1 pseudogene (running past one end of the window) is annotated in these 5,024 nt (G+C 40.5%); it reads left to right on the forward strand.

The features are described 5' to 3' along the window. A pseudogene (locus FVQ77_08430) lies at window positions 1-4,767 on the forward strand (T9SS type B sorting domain-containing protein); it begins 1,926 nt to the left of the window's first position. The last annotated feature ends 257 nt before the right edge of the window (window positions 4,768-5,024 follow it).

Below are 5,024 nucleotides of genomic sequence, written 5' to 3' on the forward strand. Positions count from 1 at the left end.
ACATTGTGTGCAGGGGGATGTGATACTTTGGGAGGGTCTCCAACTGCTACAGGTGTAGCTCCACCTTTCAATTATGATTGGTCGCCAGGTGTACTTTTAGGGGCTGATTCTAATACTGCAAACCCGGTATTTTGTACCACAGTTTCGGGGGTATACCAATTTATTGTATGTGTAACTGATACAAATGGCTGCGTGCAATGCGATACGGTAAATATTACAGTTACTGCTCTCCCGGTTGTAAACGCAGGTATAGATGATACGGTATGTGATGGATTTACGCCAGCAATAGGGGGTTCACCTACAGCCACAGGGACGGGGCCTTTTAGTTATCTGTGGTCACCCCCTGGCAATTTATTTCCTGCAACTGATAAGAACCCGATCTTTATACCCCCGGATTCAGGCATATATTGTTTTGACGTAACAGTGACAGACGCCAATGGTTGTGTTGGGCCGGTTGATTCAGTTTGTGTTGTAGTTAATCCATTGCCCGTGGTAAATGCAGGAAATGATACTTCAGTATGTGATGATGGAACTACGGTTGTTTTGGGTGGTTCACCAACTGCCATAGGTTCGGGGCCGCCTTTCACCTATGTATGGATAGGATGCCCTACCCTGAATGATGATACAATTGCAAACCCAATATTTACACCAACAGGCGCAGGTATATGTACCTTTAATGTAATCGTAACCGATACGAATGGCTGTGGTAGCCAGGATGCAGTAATTATTACCATAGACACCTTGCCTGTTGTGGATGCCGGCACTGATACTTCTGTCTGTAATGATGGAATTCCATACGCATTAGGTGGGGCGCCAACAGCTAGCGGTGTAGCTTCGCCCTTTATTTACGACTGGACGCCTGGGACATTATTAACTGGTGTAGATTCTATTACTGCTAATCCTGCATTCTTACCACCGGATACCGGTTCATACCAATTTATTGTATGTGTAACTGATACAAATGACTGCTTGCAATGCGATACGGTGGTTATTACCGTAACGCCTTTACCGGTAGTAGATGCCGGCAGTGATGACACATTGTGTGCAGGGGGATGTGATACTTTGGGAGGGTCTCCAACTGCTACAGGTGTAGCTCCACCTTTCAATTATGACTGGTCGCCAGGTGTACTTTTAGGGGCTGATTCTAATACTGCAAACCCGGTATTTTGTAGTACAGTTTCAGGGGTATACCAATTTATTGTATGTGCAACTGATACAAATGGCTGTGTGCAATGCGATACGGTAATTGTCACAGCAAACGCAATAGGAGGGGTGGATGCCGGAGTGGATTCTTCTATATGTTTTTATGGTGATTCTATTATCATTGGCGGGTCACCAGTGGCTTCAGGTGCCGGGCCTCCCTTCATTTATAGCTGGTTACCGGATACGAATTTAAATAATGATTCGATTGATAAACCGACTTTCACACCCATTGATACCGGTACAACGCAATTTATTGTTACAGTAACTGATACGAATGGCTGTATGAACTCCGATACGGTCAATATTACAGTTACTGCCCTTCCAGTTGCAGATGCGGGTGTTGATGACACGATATGTGATGGATTTACACCAACAATAGGGGGATCACCTACAGCCACAGGGACAGGGCCTTTTAGTTATCTGTGGTCACCCGGTTTCAATTTATTTACTCCAACTGATCCGAACCCGGTCTTTATACCCCCGGATTCAGGCATATATTGTTTTGGTGTAATAGTGACAGATGCCAATGGTTGTGTTGGACCAGTGGATTCAGTTTGTATTGTAGTTAATCCATTGCCTGTGGTGAATGCGGGTAACGATACTTCTGTATGTGATGACGGAACTGTGGTTGTTTTAGGCGATGACACGACTGCCATAGGTTCAGGGCCGCCTTTCACCTATGTATGGGTGCCAAATGCAAATTTAGATTTTGATTCCATTGCCAATCCAACTTTCACACCTTCGGGCCCGGGTATAGATACATTTACTATTACAGTTACCGATACAAATGGCTGTATTCTGACTGATACAGTAATTATTACCATTGACACATTGCCGGTAGTGGATGCTGGTGTTGATACTTCTATCTGTAATGATGGTAACGCATACCAGTTAGGCGGCTTACCCACTGCTTCCGGAGCAGGACCAACCTTCATTTACGACTGGTCGCCAGGGGGACTTTTAGCAGGAAATGATTCTATATTAGATAATCCGCCATTTCTTCCACCGGATACAGGGATATTTCAGTTTATTGTTTGCGTAACTGATACAAATGGCTGTGTGCAATGCGATACGGTAGTTATTACCGTAACACCTTTACCTGTAGTAGATGCCGGTAGCGATGATACAGTATGTGTGGGAATATGTGATACTTTGGGTGGTTCACCAACTGCCATCGGGGAAGGACCACCTTTCACTTTTGTCTGGTCACAGGGAGCGCTTTTAAGTGATCCTGCTGTTGCGAATCCTGTATTTTGTCCCACAGATTCAGGCGCCTACCAATTTATTGTAACTGTAACCGATACGAATGGCTGCATACAAAGAGATACGGTGCTTGTCTTTGTAAATCCCTTGCCGGTAGTGGATGCCGGATTTGATTCTTCTATTTGTTTTTATGGTGATTCGATCATCCTGGGAGGTTCACCAACGGCAACAGGTACAGGCCCTTTCAGTTATATTTGGGACCCTGATGGAAATTTAGATGATTCTTCTCTGGCTTACCCAACATATACACCTACAGCTCCAGGCACAACCCAATTTATTGTAACAGTCACAGACTCTAATAATTGCGTACAATCAGATACGGTTAATATCATCGTAAATGCATTGCCTGTAGTAAATGCCGGAAATGATGCTTCTATTTGTTTTGGAAATTCCACCCCGATAGGAGGTTCGCCAACTGCAACAGGCACAGCACTACCATTTACTTATTTGTGGGATCCATTTGCCGAATTAAACGATTCAAGCTTAGCAAATCCTTTGTTTACACCTGTTGTGCCGGCAACAACCCAATTTATTGTTACTGTAACTGACAGCAATGGGTGTGTACAAACTGATACAACAAATGTTACAGTTGTTGATTCTATTAATACGAATGTATTTGTAAGTGCTGATGCATCCTGTAATGACACTGTTGGAGTAATTACGATCAGTCCGATTACAGGTGGGCTGCCGCCCTATTTGTTTAGTCTTGACAATTTTATCACTTCCCAAACCGATACATTTTTTGATAGTTTAGCAGTTGGTTCGTATACGGTGTATATTAAAGATTCTTTGGGCTGTGAAAACAACTATTCAGTTTTTGTGGATGATCCGGATTCTATTTTTGCTAATATTTTAACAAAAAATATTAGTTGCAATGGAGGAAATGATGGGGTAATTTTAGTGGATAGCGCTTTTGGAGGAACACCATCTTACGAATATTCATTTGATACTCTTCCATTTGGTCCAAATGCTTATGACTCTTCTCTTTTTCCAGGCATACATTCTGTGTGTATCAGAGACGTGAATGGATGTACTTACTGTTACGATACAGTAATTATTGAGCCTTCAACGCTGGGACTTATTATAGATTCTACAAGTGATGTTTTATGTTTTGGGGATACGACTGGATCTATAGCCGTATTAGGTATCGGTGGAACATCCCCTTATCAATACTCATTAAATCCTGGCGGTCCATGGCAATCAAATACCATTTTTACTAATTTAACCAGTGGGGGTTTCGTGTATGTTAAAGACACCAATGGATGCATTTCAAATACGTTTTATAATATTACTTCACCATTCAAGTTGGTATTAGATTCGATTGAGATAATAAAACAGATAAAATGTTTTGGAGATAAAACAGGAGAGGTTGCAATTTTTGCCAGTGGAGGTATAAAACCTTACCAGTTTTCAATTATTAATAATGTTGATACTACTTTTTTACAACCCGGAGATACTCTTGATAGTCTCGCTGCCGGTACATACACTGTTATCATAACTGATTCCAATGCATGTGTTGTAATTGATTCATTTAAATTAACACAAAACCCTGCCACAGCGGCTGTGTTATCAAAAAAAGATGTGAAATGCTTTGGTGGTGACGATGGTGAAATTAAAATTGATACTGTTTTTGGATTTTTTCCACCATGGGAGTTTAGTATTGAAGATTCAAATAAATTATTTACTGGCACTACTGTTTTTGATTCATTGCAAGCCCGTGTATATTCTTTGACAATACGAGATAGTATAAAATGTGAATATGTATATGTTTCAATCATTACAATTAACGAGCCGCAACCAATTACTGCTAACATAACTGCATCAGCGTCTGTTTTGCACAAGTTGGCTACAGGAGAAATATTGCTCTCTAATGTACAGGGAGGCACCCCGTTATATCAATATAGTTTAGATGGTATTATTTTTGAAAGCTATGATAGTATTGAGAAAAACAATACATATTTATTTACAGGATTAGCTCCAGGTGATTATACTGTCTATATAAGAGATAATAACAATTGCAGAGATTCTTTTGCAGTAACTATTCTGGAGGTCATTCCATATTTTGTGCCTAACGTGTTTACACCCAATGGAGATGGCAAAAACGAGTATTTTGTGATCGATAGTTTGCCGCCAGGTGGCACTGCATTAACTATCTATAACCGCTGGGGTAACTTAATCTATCATAACGATAATTATGAAAATAATTGGGATGGTGATCGTGTGCCTGATGGGGTGTACTTTTATTTTATAAAGTGGCCTGGTAATGAGAAACAGAATGGGTGGGTGGAGATTATCAGGTAGAAAGTCATACATAACGACATAAATTTTGCAGTATTGGTTAAAATTTTAGTTCATGATTTTTGGTTATTAGTTTTAGTTCATTGGTTCAATAGTTCGCTAATGCCGGACTCATGGCACGACCAACAAACTAAAAAACTATAACCCCGCACATAAATTCTGGATAAAATTTAAAAATAAAAATAATATATCAAAAGATTTATGTGCGGGGTAACCATAAACTATCAAACCATAACCAAAAACTAACAACCAAAAACTAA

Source organism: Cytophagales bacterium (genome assembly GCA_019456305.1).
Taxonomy (GTDB): Bacteria; Bacteroidota; Bacteroidia; order Cytophagales; family VRUD01; genus VRUD01.